We start from the raw sequence: 23,331 nt of genomic DNA on the forward strand, positions 1-23,331 counted from the left end.
CAAACAAGGGATAAAGATGGCTGGCAGTGTAACATGCCTCTTGAGTGGGGCAAACGTTGGGGCGCGGTGAAAGCGGCGCAATTGGGATGAAATTCCCTTAATCTGGGCTAGCGCACACCTGGTGTTTGATAATTAAGTGACCTGGCTGTTGCTCTTTTGCGCAGTCAGGCTAGTCTTAATGCACGATTGTTGTTTGTATGTTAATGATTATTGGTGAGATTTTTGATTTGTCTCAAATCTTGATGCTATTGAGGCGCAGTTTTTTGTTTAAGCTTGTGTTACATTTTTGCAGATGATGCCAAGTAGGTTTTTGAAAACCTTGGCGTCTCAGAGCAAGCAGCGAATTTCCTCCTGGGGGCAGGCGTACAGCATATGAAAGTGGAACTGGATGTTTCTGAACTGGCCGTTGGCATGTATGTGGTTGAGATCACTCAGCCCAAGAACAAGTTTCAACTGGCGGAGCAGGGATGGATCACTAAACAGCAGGTGATCGACGGCTTTAAGCGCAAGGGCATTGAGAAGCTGTTAGTCGACAGCAGTAAGCGACGCCCACAGCCTAGTGAGCCTGCCAAGGTCAAACAAGCCGGCCAGCCAACAAAAACGCCTGGACTGTTTAAACAGCGACTGAGCCAGGCCAAGCAGCTATTCAACGAGTCTAAGGCGATACAGAGACGCCTGTTCGACGATGCCCAAGCTGGCGTGCCCCTGACGTTGGAGCCGGTAAGACGGGTCACGGATCAGTCAATCGAGGCGATATTCGATAATCCCGATGCGCTGGCCTGCGTGATCAACATACGCCATAAAGACCAATATCTGCTGGAACACTCAGTAGCCGTCTCAGTGCTGATGACGATTTTTGCCTGCTATCTCAAGATAGATAAAGAGATAGTGCGTGAGCTGGCGATCGGCGCCTTCCTACACGATGTGGGTAAGATCATGATCCCCCCAAGCATTCTCGATAAGCCGGGTCGGTTGACGACCGAGGAGTTTGAGGTGATGAAGACCCATGCCAATCACTCTATCCGCATCATAGAGAATACACCCAACATCAGCCCGCTGAGCCTGGAGGTCGCCAGGCTGCATCATGAGAAGCTCAACGGCAAGGGTTATCCCTTTGGCGTCAGCGCCGAGGCGATCTCCCGTTTTGGCCGGATGATCGCCATCTGTGACATTTTCGACGCCTTGACCGCCAATCGCTGTTATAAGGCGGGCTATCCTCAGGTGAAGGCCTTTAGCATACTGCGCGCCCTAGGGGAGAATAACGAGCTGGATGCCGAGTTGGTGGATCATTTCATCAAGTGCATGGGAGTCTATCCCGTGGGTTCTCTGGTGCAGCTGGAATCTAACCGTCTGGCGATCGTCGAGAGTCATAACCATCAAGACCCTATCCGCCCCAAGGTGAAGCCCTTCTACAGCCTGAATCCCAATCATTTCGAGATCTCCGCCAATATCGATCTGGCGGCGATGCGTGACGACATCATAGTCAAGAATGTCCGCGCCGATGATTTCGACCTTAACATGGATGAGATCATCGAGTTTCTCTCCCACGAGGGCTAGCGCTTTATTGGACGAGCGCTAGCTTATTAACGCCTTAGCTCATTTAACTCCTAGCTCTATAACGTACTGAGTTAATTGGGCTTTCCGTGGTCATTGCGAGGCCGGTGTGTATTGAATGGCCAGCTCGGCGAGTTGTAGCTCAAAATCTCCCGCCTGGCCATTGCCAATCAAGAGACCAACGGCGACCAGTTGCGTCAGATCTGGGTAGGGTCGCGTTGGATAATCCGCACCGCGAAAGGTCTCGATAAACTCCCCTGGAGCAAAGGTCCACTGCTCGAGTCTGCCCGCCTGGGTATCGAAGTTTGCCTTGTAGCTGACCAGTTCGCCCCGTTTAAGCACTTTGAGCCTGAGCTGGTAGTGCTTGCCATCACCTAAGGTGGTGAGGCGAATGCCGCCTGGATGAGCCTGTTGCAAAATCTGCTGCTCCTCCTGGCTTAGGGTGCGCGACACTGAGGCGAAGCCGCCGTTGTTCTCGAGGGAGACATTGCCGCTAAAGCGCAGTCGATATTGCTGATTGGCGTTGAGGAACTCACTCAGCTCACTCTGGGAGCGGCCGCCCATTACCCCATCGTTGACGATTTGCCAGTGACCTGGATGAGTCAGTAAGGCTAATGTTTCCATCTTAGTATCGACTCCTTGGATAGTGAGAAGGTAAGGGCCTAGCAAGGTCAAGCCTAGTAGCATCTTCATGTGCGCTGCTTATTATTTGCAAGCTCAGGCGCACAGAGAGATGGAGGGCAAGGCCCTGTGCAGCGCCATGAGATCCCTGAAGATGTAGCTGGCGCCATGCTGCTCGCCATAGGTTCTCTGCTCGCTGAGCAGCACAGATGGCATGCCCGCTCGTTTGGCGGCCTGGATATCATAGTGATGGTCGCCTACATAGGCTATCTGCGATGGCGGCAGCTGCCACAACTTTGCTAGCGCCAGCAGACAGCTGGGATCTGGCTTGGCCGGGCCATCGTCGCGGCTGAGAATGAGATCTATCGGCAGGGCGCAGCGCTCTATCTTTAATTCGGCCGCCTGGCGGCTGTTACGGGTGACTATGGCCGTTGGGATCTGTTGCAGCAGCAGAAAGTCCAGCAGGGCTAAGGCGCCACTCATCGCCCTCGCGCTCAGGGCATCTAAGTACTCGGCCTGGGTGATGATGCTATGGGCCTTCTTGGCACGCTCTGTTGGCAGCTGCTGCACGAAGGCGAGAATATCCTGGTCTAACGGGCAGCCGACCGCCTGCTTGAGGGCCTTAAAGTCGAGGGAGCTGCTCACTAGGGTGCCGTCGAGGTCGAAGATCACTCCCTTAAACAAGTTATTAAAGCTCTGCATGGCGTGTCCTTATCTAGATTGAAGGCGAAGGTTGTTGTTAAGAAGGCTGCTGTTAAGCAGGCCGATGTTAAAAAAGTCGCTGGCTTAATAGCTATAAGTATAGCCAGTAGCCGCCTGTCAGAGCTGACATTAGCGAGCGTTTCAAGCGCCAGCTCCCTTTGGGTTTTGCCTGAGGTGATACGGCGCCGGGCGACTAATGGATCAGTAATGGGGAGTAGCGGATACAAAAATCCCCGCTGGTGCGGGGATCTTGGGTTAGATGATAAGGGGGTTAGGTGTTAAGGCTTAGGTCGCCGCCTTCATTTCACGGGTAAACTGACCCAGAGCGCCGAGCAGGGCCTGCTCGTCGTCTTGATGGGCCTCGATGATCTTCACCACGGCAGAACCCGAGATGGCGCCCGCCGCGCCCGAGGCGATGGCGGCCTTGACCTGAGCTGGCTCTGCGATACCAAAGCCCAGTAGGGGCGGCGGGGCATCGAAGGCTTTGAGCTGGGCCAGGATATCATCCAGCGGCATGCCTGCCTTAGACTCTGTGCCCGTGACGCCGGCGCGTGATAGCAGGTAGGTGTAGCCCTGGCCCTGCTCGGCCACCTGGCGCAGCGTCTCGGCATCGCCATTGGGCGGCGCGATAAAAATTGGCGCTACCTCGTGGGCCTTGGCGGCGGCGATAAAGGGCGCAGCCTCCTCCACAGGCACGTCGGCAATAAGCACAGAATCCACCCCAGCAGCCTTAGCCTTGGCGTAGAAGGCTTCGACGCCGTTGGCATACACCAGGTTGGCATACAGCAGCAGGCCGATGGGTAGATCTGGGTATTTGGCGCGTACCTCAGTGATGATCTCAAAACAGCCACCCGGCGTGGTGCCCGCGGCTAAGGCGCGCAGATTTGCGCCTTGGATCACCGGGCCGTCGGCGAGAGGATCTGAGAAGGGAAAGCCCAGCTCCAAGGCGTCGGCGCCGTTTTCTACCAAGGTCTCGATGATCTTCAGTGACAATTCTTTATTGGGATCGCCTATGGTGACGAAAGGCACGAAGGCGCCACGCCCGCTTGCGTTAAGTGCGGCAAATGCTGCCTGATAACGGTTACTCATTGCCGCTCTCCTCGTTGTTTGCTTGTTGTTTCTCTAAGATGTCGGCGACGGTGAAGATATCCTTGTCGCCGCGGCCTGAGAGGTTGACCACCAATAGGGTCTCCTCGGTGGCGGCCTCGGCCAGCTTGATGGCGTAGGCCAGGGCATGGGCCGATTCCAGTGCCGGGATGATCCCCTCGCTGCGGGCCAGCAGCTGGAAGACTGCTAAGGCCTCGTCATCTGTGGCCGACTCATAGGTGGCGCGACCGGTCGCCGCAAGGTGGGCGTGCTGTGGCCCCACAGACGGGAAGTCCAAGCCTGCGGAGATGGAGTAAGACTCCTCAATTTGGCCCTCTTTATCTTGCATCAGCGGCGCCTTCATGCCGAAGAAGATCCCCGTCTTGCCGTGCTTGAGTGGTGCACCATGTTTAGGCGTGTCTATGCCGAGTCCTGCTGGCTCGACACCGATAAGCTTAACCGAAGGCTCGTCGATAAAGTCGGCAAACATGCCGATGGCGTTTGAACCGCCGCCGACACAGGCAATCACCGCATCGGGCAGACGTCCTTCACGGTCGAGTATTTGCGCCTTGGTCTCTTCGCCAATCATGCGCTGGAATTCGCGCACTATGGTGGGGAAGGGATGGGGACCGGCGGCGGTACCCAGCAGGTAGTGAGCCTTGTCGTAGCTGGCAGACCAGTCGCGCATCGCCTCGTTGCAGGCATCTTTCAAGGTGGCAGAACCTGAGGTGACCGGGATCACCTCCGCGCCCATCAGACGCATGCGGAACACGTTGGGTGATTGACGCTCGACATCTTTGGCGCCCATGTAGACCTTACACTTGAGGCCTAATAGCGCGCAGGCCAGGGCCGTGGCGACGCCGTGCTGTCCGGCGCCGGTTTCTGCGATGATCTCTTTCTTGCCCATACGCTTGGCCAGCAGGGCCTGACCCAATACCTGGTTGGTCTTATGGGCGCCGCCATGGAGCAGATCTTCACGCTTGAGGTAGATCTTCACCAGAGGATTGGGGCTGAGGTTACGGGTCAGCGTCAAGGCGGTCGGTCTGCCGGCATAGTTTTTCAGCAGATCGGTAAATTCGGCTTGAAAGCTCGGATCGTTCTGCGCATCGACGAAGGCGGCTTCGAGCTGCTTGAGGGCGGGCATCAATATCTGCGGTACAAACATACCGCCATATTCGCCGAAATAAGGGTCCAGCTTAGTCATCATAAAGCTCTCTCTGTATGGGGCGGCGCCGTTAAGGTGCGCCGCAAAACGTTAATATTGTCTAAGGGCGGTAAAGGCTTGCTTGATAAGCTCTGCATCCTTGATGCCGGGAGCCGACTCGAGGCCCGAGTTAAAGTCCAGGCCGAAGAAGCCCTGCCGTGCGGCGTCGAAGGCATTGCCTGCGTTAAGCCCACCGGCCAATATGGCATCAGCCTTTTGCGGCAGTTGCTGCTGCCAGTTAAAGGCATGGCCCGTGCCGCCAAACTGCACACCGTCTGTCGCCTTTGTCTTGCTGTCGTAGAGTAGGCGATCGGCATTGGCTGGCGTGGAGGGGGCCTGGCAATCGTCGCTATCGACGCTGACGGCTACCGCCTTCCAGATCTGGGTCTGGCAATCAAGTTCATTTAGCTTAAGTCTGAGCTGATCGATATCATATTCGCTCTCGCTGCCGTGAAGCTGCACCGCAAACAGGTTTAAACGTTTGGCCAGCTCGGCGATGGTGGTGACCTCTTCGTTGACGAAGACGCCGACAAAATTCAGCTCCTTACCATAGTTTCGCTGCTGCTCGAGTAAGTCTAGTGCCTGCTCTGGGCTCACGTAGCGAGGCGATTTCTTGGCAAAGATAAGTCCGCCGTAGAGGGCGCCGGCATCAGTGACGGCGCGCACATCTTCAGTGCGGGTCAGGCCGCACACCTTGTTGTGGCCAAGGGTCAGGGCGCGGCAGGCAAGATCCAGATCGGCCTCGGCCATCAGCGAGCTGCCTACCAGGAAGCCATCTACCAGGGGGCTCAGGCGTCTCACCTGCTGCTGAGTGTAGATGCCTGACTCGCTCACTACCACGCGGTCAGCTGGGATGTGCGGCGCGAGCGCCTCTGTGGTCGCCAGATCTGTGGTGAGATCTCTTAGGTTGCGGTTGTTGATCCCTATGATGGCGGCGTCCAGGGCGATGGCGCGCTTGAGCTCCTCTTCATTGCTAACCTCGGTCAGCACATCCAGCTTGTACTGGGCTGCCAGGCTGGCAAGCTGACGGTAATGCTCATTATCCAGTACCGACAACATCAGCAGTATGGCATCGGCGCCCTGGTGGGCCGCCAGTTTCACCTGATAGGGATCGACGAAGAAATCTTTACATAAGATGGGTTGGCTCACCCGGGCACGTACCTTGGGCAGGTAATCCATGTCGCCCTGAAAAAACTGCTCGTCGGTCAGTACCGAGATGGCCGCGGCATAATGATTGTAGACATCGGCGATGGCCTCGACGTCGAACGCTTGCCTGATAAGGCCCTTAGAGGGGCTGGCCTTCTTGCATTCGAAGATGAAGCCGGCATTGGGCGCCTTGAGGGCCTGATACAGGCTGCGATCCGACACCTTGGGTGTTAGTGATGCCTCGGGGAAGCGCAGTTTCAGGGCGGCGATGTGGGCCGGTTTAGTGTCGACGATACGGGTTAGCACGTTGCTGCTTGTCTTGGATTCGCCAGTTTGACTGTTTACACTCGCTTGCATCAGTTTGTTCCTAGGTTGTCACTTTGGCTCGCGCTAGCAAGCTGCTCGAGTAGGGTGTATGCCCTGCCGCTGGCGAGGGTCTGTAGCGCCAGCGCCGTGCCTTGCTGTGGACTGTCACAGCAGCCGGACACATAGAGGGCGCAGCCCGCATTGGCAGCTACCGCCTCAGTGTGCGCCAACTGGCCATGGCCTTGCAATATGGCGCGGGTGATTTCGGCGTTTTCTGCAGGGCCTGCGCCGGCGAGATCGCTTATCTCGGCGCGGCTTAGCCCCAGGGCCTCGGGTGAGAGGTAATATTCGACGATTTCGTCCTGTTTCAGCTCACAGACTAAGGTCTCGCCGTGTACCGCTACCTCATCCAGGCCGCTGCCGTGGACTACCATGGCGCGTTTTACATCCAGCGCCTTGAGCACGTCGCAGATAGGACGCACCAGCATAGGATCATAGACCCCCAGCAGCATGTAGTCGGGCCTAGCTGGATTGATCAATGGACCTAAGACGTTAAACAGGGTGCGGGTCTTCAGAGCCTGACGCACAGGCACCGCGTGGCGCACTCCGCCGTGATAGTGGGGCGCGAACAGGAAACAGAGCCCCAAGTCGTCGAGACAGTCCCGGGCGGTCTCGGGCGCCATGGTGAGATCGATACCAAACTGCGCCAGCAGATCAGACGAGCCAGACTTGCTCGATACGCTGCGATTGCCGTGCTTGGCCACCTTAGCGCCCGCCGCGGCGGCCACGAAGGCTGAGGTGGTCGAGATGTTGATGGTGTTGTGACCGTCACCGCCCGTACCCACGATATCCACTATGCCCTGGGTGCGTGTCGCCTCACTGGGGGCGGGAAAGGCCTTGGCGGCTTGCAGCAGGGCGTCGGCGGCGCCGGAGATCTCATCTATGGTCTCGCCGCGCATCTTCATCGCGACCAACATGCCGGCCATGGCCACGGGATCCATCTTGCCCTCGACTATCTCGCTAAACAGCGCCTTGGTCTCCTCGCGGCTGATGGTTTGCCCCTGATAAAGCCTGTCGAAAATCGGCTGTAGTTCACTCATTACTTTACTCCTTGGCCGCTGCTTAGTTGGGCATCTTGGGTCAGGTAGGTCAATGTCTGGGTCAGCAACTGGCTGCCGAGTGTGGTCAAGATAGACTCTGGGTGGAACTGAAAGCCCACCGCCTTGACGCTCTTGTGGGAGATGGCCATGGGCATCTCCTCTGTGGTGGCAATCACCTCCAGGCAGTCGGGCACCTGTGTCGCTACCAAGCTGTGGTATCGGGCTACCGGCAGAGGCGAGGGCAGACCGGCGAAGATCCCCTGGCCCTTGTGAATAGTCGGGCTGGCCTTGCCATGAACCACCTGCTTGGCGCGCTCCACCTTGCCGCCGAAGTGTTCGATCATCGCCTGGTGGCCCAAACAGATCCCCAGCATGGGCACCTTGCCAGCCAACAGGCCGATAAGCGCCATCAGGCAGCCCGCCTCATGGGGCGCTCCCGGGCCGGGTGACAACACCAGCGCCGCCTTGCCTTGCTCTTGCAGTAATTTGTCGGCGATAAACTGGGCATCTAAGTCGTTGCGGTAGATCACCACCTCGAAGCCCAAGCTGCGGAACTGATCCACCAGGTTGTAGGTAAAAGAGTCGAAATTATCCAGTAGGTAGAGCTTCATTGTCCGCCTCCCATCTTGATGGCTGATATGACCGCCTGAGCCTTCTGGCGGGTTTCGTCGGCTTCCGCCTGGGGATCTGAGTCATACACCACACCTGCGCCGGCTTGAATATGGGCCTTGCCCGCTTTAACGAAGGCGGAGCGGATCACTATGCAGGTGTCCATGTCGCCAAGGCCGTTGAGATAGCCCACGGCCCCGCCATAGCTGCCGCGGCGGGTCTTTTCGGCGCCGCGAATAAGCTGGGCCGCGCTCACCTTGGGCGCACCGGTAAGGGTGCCCATGTTCATGCAGGCCTGATAGGCGTGCAGGGCATCGAGGTCGGATCTAAGCTGGCCAGTGACCCGGCTGACCAGGTGCATCACATGGGAGTAGCGATCCACTTTCAGCAGCTCGGCCACCTTGCGGGTGCCGCTCTGGCTGATGCGGGCCACATCGTTACGGGCCAAGTCCACCAACATCAGGTGCTCGGAAAGCTCTTTCTTATCCAGGCGCAGTTCCAGCTCGATGCGGCTGTCGAGATCGAAATCGATCTCGCCGCTCTCAGTCTTGCCGCGTTTGCGGGTACCGGCGATGGGGTAGATCTCCACCTGGTTGGTGCTGGCTTCATATTTGAGGGCGCTCTCGGGTGAGGCACCAAACAGGGTAAAGTCATCACCTCTGAAGTAGAACATGTAGGGGCTGGGATTGGTCAGTCTCAGGGCGCGGTAGGCGCCTAGGGCATTCGGGCAAGGCAGGCTGAAGCTGCGTGATGGCACCACCTGAAAGATATCGCCAGCGACGATATGAGACTTAAGATCTGTCACTATGTTCTTAAACTCATCATCTGACACATTAACCTGGGTCTCGGCATCCACAGGGCAGAGCGGAGCGATATCGGGAAGGCTGCTACAGGCCTGGTGCAGCTGGGCGACTCGCTCGGCCAATGCCGCCTTAATTTCCGCATTCTGAGTAAAGTCATGGCTGATGATGTCGGCGCTGCGTGCTTGATGATCGACCAGGATCAGGGTTTCGGCGAGGTAGAAGAGGTAATCAGGGCAGGTATTGGCGCTCTGACTCACCTTGGGAAGCGGCTCTACCGTGTCGATAAGATCGAACGCCAGTACGCCGCCGAGGAACAGGCTCTCAAACTGGGCATCATTGCCCATGTCGATATGCTTTATCAGGCTGCGCAGGCCATCGAGCGGTGAGGTAGATTTTAATCTGGCATCTTCATCCAGGAGCGAGGTGTCTTTTTGCAGGACTAAGGTCAACGCCTTGCCATCGACCAAGTTTTCATCTTCGCCGAAGAAGCGGGCGATGGGGGCGAGCAGCGCCTGACCATTGTCGCTCAGCGCGGTGAAGCTGAGTTGGTAACCTTCACAACGTATGGCCAGGGCGGCGTGGGTCATGATGATGCTTTTAAGGTGGTCCTTACTGTCGATCTCAGCCGACTCCAGCAACATGGTATGTGCCGCATCCTGCGTCAGGTGCTGATACAGCTGGAGAGGATCATCATGATAGGTGATCCGCTCCTTTATGGTGTTGACGCTGGCCAGAAACTCTTGCCCCATATTTGCGCTCCTACTTGCCGATAGTAGACTAACTTGTTTATGCGTGTGGGTTAGTCGTTTATAAATCTATTAATAAAATTAGGCGATTAAATGCAAAAAGCCCGCATCGAGTGCGGGCTTTTTGTTTAAATCTTGTCTCTTTTACATGAGCACAGAAATTCACACCACCCGCTATGTTGGGAAGTGCCACCACCAGTTGATGTTGTTGAATAGCTGCGTCGTCATTTCAGTGTCTATCTCATGTAAAGGTAAAATCTTGTTGGTGGCTATATAAAAACATCCCCCCCGTTGCCTTGTCAATTGAATATTTTTCTATTTGGCTGTTATTTAGCACTTTAAGATCACAATCTGCAGTGATTGCCGAGGAGATTTAACGAATCTCATGCAATTTCGTCCATTTTCATCCAATTAGATGTTTCTAATAACAAAGTCGAGTAGAATAAAGGGATGACAGATGAAACGCGTTTAATCGATCTTCACAGCCACACCACGGCATCCGACGGCCAGTTAACCCCGTCAGAATTAGTGGCCCGTGCCCTGGATAATGGGGTGCAGATGCTGGCCATTACCGATCACGATACCTTAGCCGGTCTTAAGGAAGCCCACAGCTTCAACGACAGTCAAGCAGAGCCTTTGACTCTGATTAACGGCTGCGAGATCTCTACCCGCTGGAATAACTTCGATATTCATATCGTCGCCTTAAATATTGATCCTGAACATCAAGGGCTGGATGCCTTCTTGACCCAGCAGCGGGCCTTGCGTGAGGCGCGGGCGATGGAGATAGGCGTGCGCCTGGAGAAGGCGGGGATCAGCGGCGCCTATGAAGGGGCTAAGGCGTTAGCCGAAGGCGCCGCCCTGAGTCGCGGCCACTATGCGCGCTGGCTGGCGGACAACGGCTATGCCACCAATGCAGCCGCCGTGTTCAAGAAATACCTGGCGCGGGGTAAGACAGGCTATGTGCCGAACAATTGGTCTGACATGGAAACCGCTATCGCCATCATTCATGAGGCGGGCGGCGTTGCCGTGCTGGCACACCCCAGCGGTTACAAGTTGTCGGCCAAATGGTTAAAGCGTCTGGTACGTGAATTTAAGGCCGCCGGTGGCGATGCCATGGAAGTGGTGCTGGGTCAGCAGACCCTGGACGATCGTAACAATTTAATTGCCTTGAGTCGGCTTAATGAACTGCATGCCTCGCTGGGAAGCGATTTTCATTTTCCCGGTAGCTGGCTCGAGTTAGGTAGAAATATGTTCCAACCCCAAGGTGTCGATTGGGTTTGGCAAATGGATAATTGGATGGGAAACCCATGAGTCAATTTTTTTATGTACATGAGGAAAATCCTCAGGTTCGTCTGATTAATCAGGCGGTCAATGTGATCAAGCAAGGTGGCGTGGTGGTCTATCCCACAGACTCTGGCTATGCCCTAGGTTGTCTGCTGGGTGAGAAGGATGCGATGACCCGTATAGTGCGTATTCGTCAGATCGAGAACGATCACAACTTCTCCTTGATGGTGCGTGATCAGTCTGAGCTGGCGACCTATGCCAGGGTGGATAACCAGGCTTACCGCGTGCTTAAGCACAACACCCCTGGTCCTTTTACCTTCATCTTCAAGGCCACCAAAGAGGTGCCTAAGCGCTTACAGAACCCGAAGAAGAAGACAATCGGTATTCGCGTGCCAGACAATGTGATTGCCCTGGCGTTGCTTGAGGCGCTCGATGCACCGCTGATGTCTACCAGTCTTATCCTGCCGGGTGAAGAGTTTACCGAGTCAGATCCCGAGCATATCCGTGACATCCTAGAGCATCAGGTAGACGTGATTATTCATGGCGGTTATCTGGGGGAAAAACCGACTACGGTTATCGATCTTTCAGAGGGCGATATTGAGATCTTACGTGAAGGTGCAGGTGATGTTAGCCAGTTTGGCTAAAGCCCTGTCTATTGGTCAAATTTGCAGGTATAATCGCGCGTTTGGTGTCGATTAGCCTCGCCAGAAACCGGTGATTATTCGCCCTAAATGGCGGTAATTTATCGTTATTATCTAACCTTTAGCCTTTGGCAGGCAAATGCTGTCTGCTGACTTGGAGAGCGGATGCAGGGGACTCAGCAAAGTTTACCTTTGGCCGTGGTCAGGGGCGAGCCCGTTAAGGAGCTGCCGGCGGATCTCTTTATTCCGCCCGAGGCGCTAGAGGTGTTTCTCGAGTCTTTCGAAGGCCCGCTGGATCTGCTGCTCTATCTGATCCGCAAACAGAAACTGGATGTGGTCGAGATGGCCATTGCGCCGGTGACGGATCAATATCTCGAGTATATCGAGCTGTTGCAGGGGGCGAGGGTGGAACTGGCCGCCGACTATCTGGTGATGGCCGCAACCCTGGCCGAGATCAAGTCGCGCCTCTTGCTGCCAAGACCCGAACTTGCAGAGGAAGATGAGGCCGATCCCCGTGCCCAGCTGATAAGACAGCTTAAGGCCTACGAGGTGATTAAAGACGCGCAGCAAAGGCTAGATGCCTTGCCGCGACTCGAGCGAGATGTGTTTCAGGCTAAGGTGTTGCCCGCGCCTGATATCAAGCCGGTATTAGTGCCGCCGTCGGTTTCCCTGGTGGAGTTGGCCGGTGCCTTCGCCGCCGTGTTAAAGCGGGTTGAGGCCACAGAGCATCACCATGTGCAGCGTGAGCATCTGTCGACACGGGAACGCATGACGCAAATATTGGCTATGCTAGAAGGCAAGTCCTATGTGCCTTTCGAGCAGCTGTTTGATGTTTCTGAGGGGCGAGCCGGCGTGGTTGTGAGCTTTCTTGCGCTGATGGAGCTGGTAAAAGAGCTTCTGGTTGACCTAATTCAAGCGCAGCCGCTGTCGACCATACATGTTAGGGCCTATTGATTGTCGAGTAAGAAACTGCAAATAAACCCGGATCAGCTCAAGCAGTTGATTGAAGCCAGTCTGTTTGTGATGGCTAGGACTGTCTCTATCAAGCACTTAAATGAAAGTGTGCTGGCAAACTTTAGCGTCTCCCGCGCCAAGGTGAAGGCCGCCATAGAGGAGTTGCAGCAGGATTATCAGGGACGCGGCATAGAGTTAGTCAAGGTGGCGGGCGGCTATCGTTTTCAGTCCATCGAGACCTTGAGTCCCTATCTGCAGCCTCTGTGGCAAGAGAAGGCGCCGAGATATTCCCGGGCGACCCTGGAGACTCTGGCGGTGATCGCCTATCGTCAGCCGGTCACCCGCGCCGATATTGAGTTTGTACGTGGTGTGGCCGTGGGAAGCCATATCATCAAGAGTCTATCCGATAGACACTGGATTAAGATTGTTGGTCATAAAGAGGTGCCGGGCAGGCCCGCGCTCTATGCGACCACAAATGAATTTTTAGCCTATTTTGGCTTGGACAGGATAGCGGACCTTCCTCCCTTATCCGATGCCGAGTCACTAGCGGCGCTGTTTGGACAAACCCAGGCGGTCGAATCGACCCCTGACAATACAGCGCCTCAAACCAATGAAGAGTCTACTAATGAGTGAAAAATTGCAGAAAGTCTTGGCCCGTGCAGGCCATGGCTCCCGTCGTGAGATGGAGGCATGGATTGCTGCAGGTCGAGTTAGTATAGACGGTGAAATTGCCAAATTGGGCGATCGTATCGAGGCCGATGCCAAGGTGCGTATCGATGGTCGTACGGTATCGATTAAGTCGGAAGACGACTTGGTATGCCGCGTGATCGCCTATCATAAGCCTGAAGGGGAGATCTGCAGCCGCAAAGATCCCGAAGGGCGCCCGACGGTATTCGACCGTCTGCCTAAGACCCGAGATTCTCGCTGGGTTGCGGTAGGTCGTCTGGATATCAACACCTCAGGCTTGTTGCTGTTTACCTCTGACGGTGAGCTGGCCAACCGCCTGATGCATCCATCCCATGAGGTGGAGCGTGAATACGCCGTGCGCACCTTTGGTGAGGTAACCGATGCCTGCATTCAGCGTCTGCGCAGTGGCGTAACCTTGGAAGATGGCCCGGCTCATTTTGACAAGGTGAAGCCTGCTGGTGGCGAAGGCATGAACAAGTGGTGGCATGTGTCGCTGGCCGAAGGTCGTAACCGTGAGGTTCGCCGCCTGTGGGAATCCCAGGAAGTGCAGGTGAGCCGCCTGATCCGTATTCGCTACGGTATGATAGATCTGCCTAAATCCCTGCCTCGTGGCGGCTGGGTCGAGCTACCAATCGAGCAGGTAAACTATCTGCGTAAGCTGGCCGGCATGGATGAAGAGACGCGCACCCTGCTGGGCACAGACAAACACAGTGTGGCCCGCGCCAAGGTGAAAAGCGCTAAGATCCGCCGCGCCGTGCGTAAGCACAAGACCACAGCGGGTAAGACGCCGCGTCAAAGAAGCTAAAATTAAGTTTGTAGTAAAAGCCGCCTCGTGCGGCTTTTTTTATGCTTTTTTCTAGTGTTGCCTAAGGAAGGTGCGAACAAGTCGTCACACAGCTATGGCTTTGATAGCAGCGGCAGTTCAAGGCATTCAACTGAGGACATGCCGAGGCCTGCTGAAGTTGAATAACGCCGAAATGGTGTTGCTACCAAAGCCCCGCAGGTCGAGGCTTACAGTGGTATTTGCTGCGTTACAGTTCTTGCGAAGGACTAGGGCCATTCGCTGCAAACTGTGCCTTGCATCTACCCACTTTAAGCACACGCAGAGCAAGCACGGGACTTATTCGCACCTTCCCTAAGCCTCACAGACTTGAGTCATCTGTCGTCGTCAGCCATGATGAAGCTTATTGGCTACAGGGAACGCAAGATGAAATTATGCTCAGTCAGCAAAATATGGGATAAGTCGGCTCACAATGCCTTTACCGATCTTGCTCTCTATCGCGGCAAGCTCTATTGCGTATTCAGGGAAGCCAGTGCCCATGTGTCACCTGATGGCGCGCTGCGGATCTTATGCTCTAACAATGATGGACAAGACTGGCATAGTGTTGCCCTCATCGAGGCCGATTTTGCCGACCTCAGGGACGGTAAGCTGGTGGTCGAGGGGGATAGCCTATTCCTGTTTGGCGGCGCCGCTATGCATGAGGGCGAGGGCATGCGCTCTTACTGTTGGCAATCTGATGATGGGATACATTGGTCTGCGCCAAGGGCGCTGGTGAAAGAGAGAGAGTGGCTGTGGCGCATAACGCCCCACAAGGGCTACTTCTATGGCATAGCCTATTATTGTCATGAACATGATGGCTATGCGGCGCTGTATAAGAGCGACGCTAATACCGATTTTCATCCCTTAGTGGAGAAGCTTAGTCAGGCCGGTTATGTCAATGAGTCTGGTTTAGTGTTCGACGAGGAAGACAAAGCCATCTGTCTGCTGCGCCGGGATCCACTGTGGCAAACCGATGAGCGTGCATTGCTGGGCGAGTCTGCTCCCCCCTATACCCAGTGGCATTGGCAAACGGTGAACTGCCGCGTAGGGGGACCCGTAATCTTTCTCTATCAAGGTCAGCTTTATGGTGTGGTGCGCCTCTATGATGGTCGTGTGCGTACCTCTCTGGTGGCGATCGATCGGCAAACGGCTCAGATAGAGGAGCTACTGAGCCTGCCTTCGGGCGGGGACACCAGTTATGCCGGTGTCGTGCTCTGTGATAATACCTTGATGGTCAGTTATTACTCCTCCCACGAAGGTGACTGCGCTATTTATTTCGCTAAAATTGCCCTTTAACCTATTTAAGACCAAGTGAGACATCATTTGGTCTTTATCACTTCTGCATTTTCTCTTTTTGTTTAGTCAAATATCCTGAATGTCAATTCTTGCTAATTCTGTGACTTTTTAATTTATTTTTAAGGTAAAGGTTAAGGTGCGTAATAAATAAGGTTTAACGTTTTTGTTGTTAAAATTGTTATTTAACCTTTCTTACCATCAGGATACATTATTTTACATTGTTACTTTTGTGGTTGTTTTTTATATTTAATTGATCTTTCGTTAACCTGTTAAACATATTTGACACAGAGGTATAAATTTGTATCGGCTGATTGTTTTTTCATTTTTACATTTTTCGACAATCTTGGTAGTTTCACAAAAACCTTGTAAATCAGTCGATTAAGTTTTAGTTGTCGGGTTGGTATGATTGTTTTTCATTATCGAGTTGTATCAATTTTTATCATTGTGGTTATTTTCATGTTAACGGCGTTGACTTGTTTTATCTTTTTTCACAATATCTTCACCGAAGGACATTCTTCTTATTTTAAAAATAAAAAATAAATTAATGATCGAAACTCAGATTGTCTGGTTTCGTATTGTGAGGGAAACATATGAACTCTTTGACCTTAACAGCAAAAGCGGTTCGCGTAGGCTTATTTGCCGCCGCGACATCTAGCATTGCATTTTCTGGTATCGCAATTGCTGAAGAGCAAAGCGATAAAGTTGAACGCATCGAAGTAACTGGTTCGCGTATTAAGCAAGTTGATATGGAGACTTCGTCTCCTGTGACTGTATTAAGTGCGGCAGATATCGCGTTGACCGGTGAAAAAACTGTTGCCGACGTATTGAATAACTCTTCTATCAACGCCTTTGGTTCTTGGCGTGGTACTTCGGGTTATGGTTCGGGTGCGAGTGCGACTTCAACAGTTAACATGCGTGGTTTAGGTTCTCAGGCTACCTTGGTATTGCTTGATGGCCGTCGTATGCCTGGTACCAGCTCTAGCTCGGGTGCCGAGGCAGATACATCTCAGATCCCACTAGCAATCGTTGAACGTATTGAGATCCTACGTGATGGTGCTTCTGCGGTTTATGGCTCAGATGCCGTAGCAGGTGTAATTAACATCATTACCAAGAAAGAGTTTGATGGATTCCAAGTCGACTACAGCACAGAGCAGCCTAGCGTAGAAGGCGGCGATGCCAATCGTTTCTCTATTGCGGCAGGCTTCAACTCTGAGAAAGGTAATGTGACTTTTACCTATGAGTACTATGACACTAAGGCTGTGATGGACCGTGACATTTGGAACATGGATGATCCTAGCTATGGTGACTACAGCTCTTTTAGCTCTGTACCGAATGGCTACTATAACACCGGCGAGAAAGATGCCGATGGCGATGATATCTATGCATTCTACTCAAACTCTGAGATGTGTGCCGATACCGATAACGTTGCCGATACCACAGATGGTCAGAACAATGGTCGCTGTCTATACAGCTATGGTGCGGTAACCAAGCTATTTGGTGACATGACCCGCAACTCTTTCATGACCAACTTTAACTATGACATCACGGATAACATTCGCTTCCGTGGTCGCGGTACCGCATCTTTGAGCGAAACCAACACACGTTATGCCGGTACGCCCGTATCGACTAACTATCCTGTGATGAGCGCGGATAACCAATATAACCCAACGGGTAAGGACATGACGCTGTACATGCGCTCTGTCCAGATTGGTGAGCGTGACACCCTAACCGAAACAAACAGTTTCGATATCCTAGGTGGTTTCGTGGGTTATGCCGACGTGGGTAATGGTATCGATTGGGAGCTGAACGCACAGCATTCTGCATCGACCACTAACGCCTTTAACTACAACCTGATCAACGACAACATCATTCAGAGCGAGATCGATACTGGCAACTATGATGTCTTCAATACCTCAGGTATGAGCTATGCAGAGTGGGAGCAGCAGATGACAGCACTGTATTCTGCCGCAAACCACACTGGTGTATACCAAGGTAAATTCGACAGCACGCAGATCGACGGTCTTGCCAGCACCATGCTGTATGAACAAGGTGATTTCTCTGTGGCCATCGTAGGTGGTTTAGAGTATGAGATGATCAACTTCAAGCAAACCTCTGATCCAGAGTCGGCTTCTGGCATTATCTCTGGTGGTTCGGGTGGTGACGATGTTGATGCTGAGCGTACACGTCAGTCTGCCTATACCGAAATCCAGATGGCACTGCCTGCCAACTTCGAACTGTCAGCGGCGCTACGTTATGAGCGTTATGAGCAGGAAGGTACCTTGACGGGTGCAGAAGGTCAGGTGACTAACTCTTCTACATTCGATGCCGTTGTACCTAAGTTTGGTTTGAGCTGGCGCCCTGTTGATTCGTTGCTGCTTCGCGCTAGCTACGGTGATTCATTCCGCGCACCAAACATGGGTGAGATGTTCTCGTCGCAATCTCTGAGCTTCGAGAAGGCCTATGATTCGGTTTGGTGTGAAGCCAACAACAATTCTGACGCCAACTACTGTGCTACAGGTAACCAGCACAAGACTTGGTTTGGTGGTAACCCGAATCTAGAAGCGGAAGAGGGTAACTCACTGACATTGGGTGGCGTCTGGAACGTGACCGATGCGTGGAGTGTTGAACTGTCATATTACTCAATCACTTATGACAATAAGATTGAAGCCGTTAGCGCATCAGACGTGATCCGTGATGAGAAGATCAACGGCGGCTCTGATTTCGTGACTCGTGGCCCAGACGGTAAGATTGAGTACCTTGAAAGTGGTTATGTGAACAAGGCATCGCTGGAAACATCTGGTTTTGACTTTGCTTCTTCATACAACTTCGAGACAGGCTTCGGTGACTTCAACCTTAAGCTAGATGTTACTCACATCCTCGACTTTAAAGAGCAGGCCGATGCCGAATCTGAGAAGATCGATTACTCAGGTACGCAAGACTATCCTGATTGGCGTGGTAACTTCGCCGCGGCTTGGTACTACAACGATTTCAGCGCGGCTTGGACAACCGTGTATATCGGTAGTCAGTCAGGTGCAATGTGGCGTGATCTTGGTTACGACTACATCATCGACACACCAAGCTACTTCAAGCATAACTTCCAGGTGGGTTACACCCATGATTGGAACGGTACTATCACAGTGGGTGTGAACAACCTGTTCGACGAGAAAGCACCGACTTGGTATGACTATGCGGGTTATCGCGATGTGAACACCAACCTATACGATGTATTGGGTCGTACCTTCTATCTGCGTATTAACCAGAAGTTCTAAATCGTTATTCACCCTCCCTGTGACTTAACGATAAAAGCCTCCTGATTCAGGAGGCTTTTTTATGGGCATCATTAAGTGGATTGTCTTTTAAATTAATCGTCGACTGACGCGACTAACTTGGCTGGCGCGGTTAACTCGATTGGCGTGATTGAGCGGACCGCTCGATTAGCAAGCAGTCCGCTTATTGAGCTGTGCTTAGTGGGTGAGCCTGAGCTCGTGCCTGTGTTCGTGGGAGTAATCGGCGGCGCACTGGGTGCAGCGCTGCTCGAGCGGATTGGCGTTGAGCCGCTCGGCTTCGATATCGGCCTCGCAGTCTGAGCACAAGCCGTAGAGACCCAGATCCAGCTGGCACAGCGCCGCATCGAGTTGGGTCAGCTTGATAAACAGAGGCTCGTCGGCCAGTTTGGCCGTGGTCATCTCGTCGATTAACCTGGTCAGCGACAGTTGTTGGGTATCGAGCGTTATTTGATGTAATGCCAGCAGGGTACCTAACTCTTTCCTGAGATTCGCTTCAAGCACCGACAGTTCATGTCTGATATGGGATCTGCTCACAAATCATTGCCTAGTTGATATTCTTAGATAATCAGTCTAAACCGCTTGGGCGTCTTGGCTATGACTAAGATCAAAAGTCGGTGACATTTATAGTGAATCGCGTTTAGGGATGTAAAGATCAGACCAGTTGGCGCGCGACTGGGCTGGCTATTTGTCGCGCCTTAAGATAGGGAAAGGTGAAGGTTAGAAGCCCTGAAGCATCATAGAGCCTGCAGACGCGACCGTCGGGCACAAGTATCCTGCTAGCAACTGCGTAGCAGGGACAAGATGCTCTGGGTATCTTTCAGTACGCGTACCTGGCGGAACAGGGTTTCGCCCTCCTCATAGTGGCGGGCGATAAACCTCAGCCACTGTTTGATGCGCGCCGGATAGTACTTCTCTTTCTCACTGACTATCTCAAACTCTGAATATTGCAGCAGTAGCGCTAACACCTCGGGCCAGGGCATAGGCGTCTGCTGGCCTTTCACTACGTGGGCCAGGTTGGGGATGGTCAGAGCGCCGCGGCCGAGCATGACGTCATCACAGCCGCTGGCCTCGCGGCATTTGAGGTAATCTTCTCTGCCCCAGATCTCGCCATTGGCGATGATGGGCAGGCGAGTGACAGATTTTATCTGCGCGATATATTCCCAGTGTGCCGGCGGTCGGTAAGCTTCCTCTTTGGTGCGGGCGTGTACCGTCAGTTCGGTGGCGCCGGCCGCCTCGATAGCCTGGGCGATTTCGGTGCAGCGGCTCTTGTCATCCCATCCCAGGCGGATCTTGGCCGACACAGGCTTGTCCTTGGGTACTGCCTGCCTCACGGCCTGGGTCACCCGGTAAATGGTTTCAGGCTCTTTTAACAGCGCCGCGCCGCCCTTGCTGCGATTAACCATAGGGGCAGGGCAGCCATAGTTGAGATCGACGCCGCGAGAACCGAGTTCGACGGCGCGAATGGCATTTTCGGCCATCCAGTTAGGCTCCTGCCCCAGCAATTGCAGGCGCACCGGAGTGCCCGAGGCGGTTCTGCATTGGTACTTAAGCTCGGCGCAGAGTCGGTAGAAGACTTTTTCCGGCAGTAGTTGATCGACGACACGAATAAATTCGCTGATCACCATGTCATAGCCACCAACGCTGGTTAGCAGGGCTCGCATAGGGGCGTCGGCAACGCCTTCCATCGGGGCTAAGATGACACGCATGATTCTCGTTTTCTCATTAATTAAAGGCGCGGAGCCTAAAAAGGTGAACCTGTCGGCCATGGTTTACGTACTGCTTGAGTACCGTATTGCCCGGACCGGGTAAAAGGGCGCTTATTCTACGTCAAGCGCCTGGCAGATACAAAGCCTGTGTGCGTGCGAGGAGGTGTGGGGATAACGGCTGTGCCCAGCCAAACTCATGGGTCAGATGTGAGCATCTTTTGTTATCTATGACTGGCTTATCGATTTCTAGTCAATAAAGACGTGAGATCAATCGATTACTGCTGTATAGATGCTTGCGCTAACACATAATTTGGGTCATAAATGTGATGCCTGATAAGTTTTTTGAAATAAAAATCTAGGGGGCCGGGTCATATTATCCGAGCCAGCAACGCACTGATGTTGGCAAACCATTGCATATAAGAGATCAACAAAGGAAGAGATTATGAAATTAGTTAAGAATACTGCTGTTGCTGTAGCGTTAGGCACTGTGTTTGTTGGTAGCGCGTTTGCGGCGCAGGCTCAAGCTAATCCGTTTGGTTACAGTGAAATGCAAGCTGGTTACCAGATCGCCGATGGCGAAGGTAAGTGTGGCGAAGGCAAGTGCGGTGAGAACATGAAGAAAGGCGCCAAAGAAGGTAAGTGCGGCGAGAACATGAAAGCCAAAGAGGGTAAATGTGGCGAAGGCATGAAGAAAGGCGCCAAAGAAGGTAAGTGTGGCGAAGGTAAATGCGGCGCCCAGATGAAGGCCCATAAAGAGGGTAAGTGCGGCGAAAACATGAAAGCCAAAGAAGGTAAGTGTGGCGAGAACATGAAGGCCAAAGAGGGCAAGTGTGGCGAAGATATGAAGAAGGGCAAAGAAGGCAAGTGTGGTGGCCATAAGTAATCGGCCTTAAGGCAATTGCCCATTTCGATTAGGCCAGTTTTCACTGGCCTAATTCTTTTTACATAAGGTAAATGCGTCAATTTGTTCACTAGAGGTGGAGTGATGATGACACAAGCTAAGGTGGGGCTCGGCCTGCGCCGCGAGATGCTAGATGAGTTTTGCCAGTCCGTCCCTGGCGCCATCGATTTTTTCGAGGTGGCGCCCGAGAACTGGATGACACTTGGTGGTAAGTTTGGCCGTCAATTTAGGCAGTTAACCGAGAAGCACAAGTTTTTCTGCCACGGACTGTCGCTCTCTATCGGCGGGCCTGAGCCCCTAGATACCCGTTTCGTTAAACAGGTGAAGCACTTTCTTGACCATCACGGCATAGATATCTATTCGGAGCACCTAAGTTACTGTTCGGGCAAGGGCCATCTGTATGACTTGATGCCAATTCCCTTTACTGATGGCGCGGTGCGCCACGTGGCAAGGCGTATCGAGCAGGTGCAGGATATCTTAGAGCGCCCCTTTATTCTGGAAAACGTATCCTTTTACGCCGCGCCCGCGAGCGAGATGAGTGAGTGCGAGTTTGTCAGCGCCGTGCTTGAAGAGGCAGATTGTCGCCTGCTGCTGGATGTGAACAACATCTATGTTAACGCGATCAATCATCAGTATGACGCCGAGGCCTTCTTAAGGGCCATGCCCAGTGAGCGTATCGCCTACCTGCATATTGCCGGTCATTACGATGAGGCGGAAGATCTTAAGGTCGATACCCATGGCAGCGAGGTGATCGACCCCGTGTGGCGTTTGTTAGCGATCTGCTATCAGACCCATGGTGTGTTTCCCACCTTGCTTGAGCGTGACTTTAATATTCCAGCCACCTCTGAGTTGCTCAAAGAGATCAACAAGATACATGACTATCAGACTAAGGCATTGCAGCCCAGTCATCGGAGCGCCTAGATGAGTTTTACCCAAGTTCAGCAGTCGTTTATCGATTACATCAAAGACCCTTCATCGCCCCTGCCTCAGGGGACGGATGAAAGGCGCATGGGGATCTATCGCGAACTGTTTTTTAATAATGTGAAGGGGTTTGTCGCCAGCGGCTTTCCCGTGCTCTGCTCCTTGTATGAAGATGATGACTGGCAGGCGCTCGTTCAGCAGTTTTTTGTGACCCATGATTGTCAGACGCCGATCTTTATCGAAATCGCCCAGGAGTTTTTGCTGTTTTTGCAAAACGAGTATCAGCTGAGCGAGCAAGATCCCGCCTTCATGCTAGAGCTGGCTCATTACGAATGGTTGGAGCTGGTGGTGGCCACGGCGCTCGATGACAGACAGTCGCAACGTATTGACGAGCAAAGCCTGGAAACCCAGCCCCTGGGGTTAAGCTCGGCAGCCAGTGTGGCCCAATATCATTTTGAGGTGCAGCGTATCAGCCCCGACTATCGCCCCGAGGCGCCTAGCGAGCAGCCAAACTTTTTCTGTATCTACCGGGATGCTGACGATGAAGTCTGTTTCTTGCAGCTTAATCCGCTTACGGCGCAAGTGCTGGCCTATATCGAACAGCAAGAGGGTGTGGAGTTTGCAGCGCTATGTGACTGGCTCGCAACCCTTTATCAGCAGATGCCGAGGCCTCAGCTAGTAGAGGGTTGTCGGCAGTTGCTACTGGATATGGCTCAGCGGGGCATAGTGGTCGCCGCGAGATAAATTTTGTCCAATTAGGCCTTTCTATCGTGCTGGCTTGTCACTATAATGGCGGCGAAAATTGATCTAGATCAATAAAAGTTGTCAATCATGAGTGAGGAAAGTATGAGTCAGCCGTTTAAAGACCCGTTTAATTTTGTTTATTTTCTTGGTTTCTTGCTGGTAATGATGTTGCCTACGCTGCCAGCTACCCTGTCATGGTTGAAACACCTAAAC

The 23,331-nt window shown here is 53.3% G+C and carries 21 protein-coding genes; 11 read left to right on the top strand and 10 right to left on the bottom strand.

Features of this window, described 5'->3' with window-relative positions; genetic code table 11:
- The first annotated feature begins 372 nt into the window (after positions 1 to 372).
- Positions 373 to 1,557, top strand: coding sequence for a cyclic di-GMP phosphodiesterase (locus K0H81_RS08370; protein ID WP_220060540.1), 1,185 nt, complete (start codon positions 373 to 375; stop codon positions 1,555 to 1,557).
- 90 nt (positions 1,558 to 1,647) lie between these two features.
- On the opposite strand, the gene K0H81_RS08375 is transcribed toward K0H81_RS08370, so the two are convergent.
- The 8 genes from K0H81_RS08375 to K0H81_RS08410 form a co-directional block, all read right to left on the bottom strand.
- Positions 1,648 to 2,178, bottom strand: a complete 531-nt coding sequence (locus tag K0H81_RS08375) for a CIA30 family protein (RefSeq protein WP_220060541.1) — start codon at positions 2,176 to 2,178, stop codon at positions 1,648 to 1,650.
- A gap of 93 nt (positions 2,179 to 2,271) precedes the next feature.
- Positions 2,272 to 2,877, bottom strand: a complete 606-nt coding sequence (locus K0H81_RS08380; RefSeq protein ID WP_220060542.1) for an HAD family hydrolase — start codon at positions 2,875 to 2,877, stop codon at positions 2,272 to 2,274.
- Positions 2,878 to 3,162: 285 nt separating this feature from the next.
- A complete protein-coding gene (gene trpA / locus K0H81_RS08385) occupies positions 3,163 to 3,966 on the bottom strand; it encodes a tryptophan synthase subunit alpha (protein WP_220060543.1) in 804 nt (267 codons plus the stop codon).
- Positions 3,959 to 5,167 carry a tryptophan synthase subunit beta gene (gene trpB / locus K0H81_RS08390; RefSeq protein WP_220060825.1) on the bottom strand — a complete coding sequence of 403 codons (1,209 nt, stop codon included), beginning with the start codon at positions 5,165 to 5,167 and terminating at the stop codon, positions 3,959 to 3,961. Before trpB ends, trpA begins: the two co-directional genes overlap by 8 nt.
- A 51-nt stretch (positions 5,168 to 5,218) precedes the next feature.
- Entirely contained in the window at positions 5,219 to 6,670 is a 1,452-nt protein-coding gene (gene trpCF, locus K0H81_RS08395; RefSeq protein ID WP_220060544.1) for a bifunctional indole-3-glycerol-phosphate synthase TrpC/phosphoribosylanthranilate isomerase TrpF, read from the bottom strand.
- Entirely contained in the window at positions 6,670 to 7,719 is a 1,050-nt protein-coding gene (gene trpD / locus K0H81_RS08400; RefSeq protein ID WP_220060545.1) for an anthranilate phosphoribosyltransferase, read from the bottom strand. Before trpD ends, trpCF begins: the two co-directional genes overlap by 1 nt.
- Positions 7,719 to 8,330 carry an aminodeoxychorismate/anthranilate synthase component II gene (locus K0H81_RS08405; RefSeq protein WP_220060546.1) on the bottom strand — a complete coding sequence of 204 codons (612 nt, stop codon included), beginning with the start codon at positions 8,328 to 8,330 and terminating at the stop codon, positions 7,719 to 7,721. Before K0H81_RS08405 ends, trpD begins: the two co-directional genes overlap by 1 nt.
- Positions 8,327 to 9,880, bottom strand: a complete 1,554-nt coding sequence (locus K0H81_RS08410) for an anthranilate synthase component 1 (protein WP_220060547.1) — start codon at positions 9,878 to 9,880, stop codon at positions 8,327 to 8,329. The genes K0H81_RS08405 and K0H81_RS08410 overlap by 4 nt, the downstream gene beginning before the upstream one ends.
- 447 nt (positions 9,881 to 10,327) lie before the next feature.
- On the opposite strand from K0H81_RS08410, the gene rnm reads away from it, so the two are divergent.
- The 7 genes from rnm to K0H81_RS08445 all read left to right on the top strand — a co-directional run bounded on the left by rnm (position 10,328) and on the right by K0H81_RS08445 (position 18,828).
- Positions 10,328 to 11,188: an RNase RNM gene (gene rnm / locus K0H81_RS08415; RefSeq protein WP_220060548.1), complete on the top strand. Its 861-nt coding sequence runs from the start codon at positions 10,328 to 10,330 to the stop codon at positions 11,186 to 11,188.
- A complete protein-coding gene (locus K0H81_RS08420; RefSeq protein WP_011866047.1) occupies positions 11,185 to 11,805 on the top strand; it encodes an L-threonylcarbamoyladenylate synthase in 621 nt (206 codons plus the stop codon). The genes rnm and K0H81_RS08420 overlap by 4 nt, the downstream gene beginning before the upstream one ends.
- Before the next feature lie 162 nt (positions 11,806 to 11,967).
- Positions 11,968 to 12,756: a segregation and condensation protein A gene (locus K0H81_RS08425; protein WP_011866046.1), complete on the top strand. Its 789-nt coding sequence runs from the start codon at positions 11,968 to 11,970 to the stop codon at positions 12,754 to 12,756.
- 15 nt (positions 12,757 to 12,771) lie between these two features.
- Complete coding sequence (gene scpB / locus K0H81_RS08430; RefSeq protein ID WP_220060826.1) at positions 12,772 to 13,389, top strand: SMC-Scp complex subunit ScpB; 618 nt, start codon at positions 12,772 to 12,774, stop codon at positions 13,387 to 13,389.
- Positions 13,382 to 14,248, top strand: a complete 867-nt coding sequence (gene rluB, locus K0H81_RS08435) for a 23S rRNA pseudouridine(2605) synthase RluB (RefSeq protein ID WP_220042662.1) — start codon at positions 13,382 to 13,384, stop codon at positions 14,246 to 14,248. Before scpB ends, rluB begins: the two co-directional genes overlap by 8 nt.
- A gap of 402 nt (positions 14,249 to 14,650) precedes the next feature.
- A complete protein-coding gene (locus tag K0H81_RS08440) occupies positions 14,651 to 15,559 on the top strand; it encodes an exo-alpha-sialidase (protein WP_220060549.1) in 909 nt (302 codons plus the stop codon).
- A 590-nt stretch (positions 15,560 to 16,149) separates the two neighbouring features.
- Positions 16,150 to 18,828, top strand: a complete 2,679-nt coding sequence (locus tag K0H81_RS08445) for a TonB-dependent receptor (RefSeq protein ID WP_144202917.1) — start codon at positions 16,150 to 16,152, stop codon at positions 18,826 to 18,828.
- A gap of 195 nt (positions 18,829 to 19,023) precedes the next feature.
- Here K0H81_RS08445 and K0H81_RS08450 read toward each other — a convergent pair whose 3' ends face one another.
- Positions 19,024 to 19,380, bottom strand: coding sequence for a TraR/DksA family transcriptional regulator (locus K0H81_RS08450; protein ID WP_220060550.1), 357 nt, complete (start codon positions 19,378 to 19,380; stop codon positions 19,024 to 19,026).
- A gap of 242 nt (positions 19,381 to 19,622) precedes the next feature.
- The gene (gene dusC / locus K0H81_RS08455; RefSeq protein ID WP_220060551.1) at positions 19,623 to 20,552 is read right to left on the bottom strand and encodes a tRNA dihydrouridine(16) synthase DusC; all 930 of its coding nucleotides are present in this window, start codon (positions 20,550 to 20,552) and stop codon (positions 19,623 to 19,625) included.
- Between the two features lie 442 nt (positions 20,553 to 20,994).
- Between dusC and K0H81_RS08460 the strand changes: the two genes are divergently transcribed.
- From K0H81_RS08460 to K0H81_RS08470, 3 genes are all read left to right on the top strand, one after another.
- Positions 20,995 to 21,435 (top strand): HvfA family oxazolone/thioamide-modified RiPP metallophore, encoded by a 441-nt coding sequence (locus K0H81_RS08460; protein ID WP_011866039.1) that lies wholly within the window; start codon positions 20,995 to 20,997, stop codon positions 21,433 to 21,435.
- Positions 21,436 to 21,537: 102 nt separating this feature from the next.
- A complete protein-coding gene (locus K0H81_RS08465; RefSeq protein WP_220060552.1) occupies positions 21,538 to 22,374 on the top strand; it encodes an HvfB family MNIO-type RiPP peptide maturase in 837 nt (278 codons plus the stop codon).
- Positions 22,375 to 23,118, top strand: coding sequence for an HvfC family RiPP maturation protein (locus K0H81_RS08470; protein ID WP_220060553.1), 744 nt, complete (start codon positions 22,375 to 22,377; stop codon positions 23,116 to 23,118).
- The last annotated feature ends 213 nt before the right edge of the window (positions 23,119 to 23,331 follow it).

It is taken from the genome of Shewanella halotolerans (assembly GCF_019457535.1).
GTDB lineage: Bacteria > Pseudomonadota > Gammaproteobacteria > Enterobacterales > Shewanellaceae > Shewanella > Shewanella halotolerans.

Bases quoted from the DNA above. Each gene is read 5' to 3' on its own strand.
- K0H81_RS08370 (WP_220060540.1), top strand. From the start codon at position 373: ATGAAAGTGGAACTGGATGTTTCTGAACTGGCCGTTGGCATGTATGTG.
- K0H81_RS08375 (WP_220060541.1), bottom strand. From the start codon at position 2,178: ATGGAAACATTAGCCTTACTGACTCATCCAGGTCACTGGCAAATCGTC.
- K0H81_RS08380 (WP_220060542.1), bottom strand. From the start codon at position 2,877: ATGCAGAGCTTTAATAACTTGTTTAAGGGAGTGATCTTCGACCTCGAC.
- trpA (WP_220060543.1), bottom strand. From the start codon at position 3,966: ATGAGTAACCGTTATCAGGCAGCATTTGCCGCACTTAACGCAAGCGGG.
- trpB (WP_220060825.1), bottom strand. From the start codon at position 5,167: ATGACTAAGCTGGACCCTTATTTCGGCGAATATGGCGGTATGTTTGTA.
- trpCF (WP_220060544.1), bottom strand. From the start codon at position 6,670: ATGCAAGCGAGTGTAAACAGTCAAACTGGCGAATCCAAGACAAGCAGC.
- trpD (WP_220060545.1), bottom strand. From the start codon at position 7,719: ATGAGTGAACTACAGCCGATTTTCGACAGGCTTTATCAGGGGCAAACC.
- K0H81_RS08405 (WP_220060546.1), bottom strand. From the start codon at position 8,330: ATGAAGCTCTACCTACTGGATAATTTCGACTCTTTTACCTACAACCTG.
- K0H81_RS08410 (WP_220060547.1), bottom strand. From the start codon at position 9,880: ATGGGGCAAGAGTTTCTGGCCAGCGTCAACACCATAAAGGAGCGGATC.
- rnm (WP_220060548.1), top strand. From the start codon at position 10,328: ATGACAGATGAAACGCGTTTAATCGATCTTCACAGCCACACCACGGCA.
- K0H81_RS08420 (WP_011866047.1), top strand. From the start codon at position 11,185: ATGAGTCAATTTTTTTATGTACATGAGGAAAATCCTCAGGTTCGTCTG.
- K0H81_RS08425 (WP_011866046.1), top strand. From the start codon at position 11,968: ATGCAGGGGACTCAGCAAAGTTTACCTTTGGCCGTGGTCAGGGGCGAG.
- rluB (WP_220042662.1), top strand. From the start codon at position 13,382: ATGAGTGAAAAATTGCAGAAAGTCTTGGCCCGTGCAGGCCATGGCTCC.
- K0H81_RS08440 (WP_220060549.1), top strand. From the start codon at position 14,651: ATGAAATTATGCTCAGTCAGCAAAATATGGGATAAGTCGGCTCACAAT.
- K0H81_RS08445 (WP_144202917.1), top strand. From the start codon at position 16,150: ATGAACTCTTTGACCTTAACAGCAAAAGCGGTTCGCGTAGGCTTATTT.
- dusC (WP_220060551.1), bottom strand. From the start codon at position 20,552: ATGCGTGTCATCTTAGCCCCGATGGAAGGCGTTGCCGACGCCCCTATG.
- K0H81_RS08460 (WP_011866039.1), top strand. From the start codon at position 20,995: ATGAAATTAGTTAAGAATACTGCTGTTGCTGTAGCGTTAGGCACTGTG.
- K0H81_RS08465 (WP_220060552.1), top strand. From the start codon at position 21,538: ATGATGACACAAGCTAAGGTGGGGCTCGGCCTGCGCCGCGAGATGCTA.
- K0H81_RS08470 (WP_220060553.1), top strand. From the start codon at position 22,375: ATGAGTTTTACCCAAGTTCAGCAGTCGTTTATCGATTACATCAAAGAC.